The 215-nt window shown below is 37.2% G+C and carries 1 protein-coding gene; it reads left to right on the plus strand.

Annotation, left to right across the window (positions count from 1 at the left end):
• Positions 1–215, plus strand: a 215-nt coding sequence (locus tag ACRHOC_RS15790; RefSeq protein WP_431159515.1) for a hypothetical protein, incomplete at both ends; no start/stop codon positions are given.

Consider the following 215-nt stretch of genomic DNA (forward strand, 5'->3'; position numbering starts at 1 on the left):
CTTTGAAAAGTACAGCACGTTCAGACTTATTGGAACTAACTTATTACGCAATGCAGATATTTTAATTATTATCATAAGTCCTTTTGGCAGTAATGCTGTGGCCTTGTTCACTATCCCGCTAAAGCTTACTGAGATCCAACAAATTCCTTTGCGAAGTTTCAGGGCTACAGCTTTTCCAAAAATGTCAAAAGCGAGTTTAGAGGGAAAAACAGATA

Origin of the sequence: Winogradskyella poriferorum, assembly GCF_050618035.1 — a bacterium.
Taxonomy (GTDB): domain Bacteria; phylum Bacteroidota; class Bacteroidia; order Flavobacteriales; family Flavobacteriaceae; genus Winogradskyella; species Winogradskyella poriferorum_A.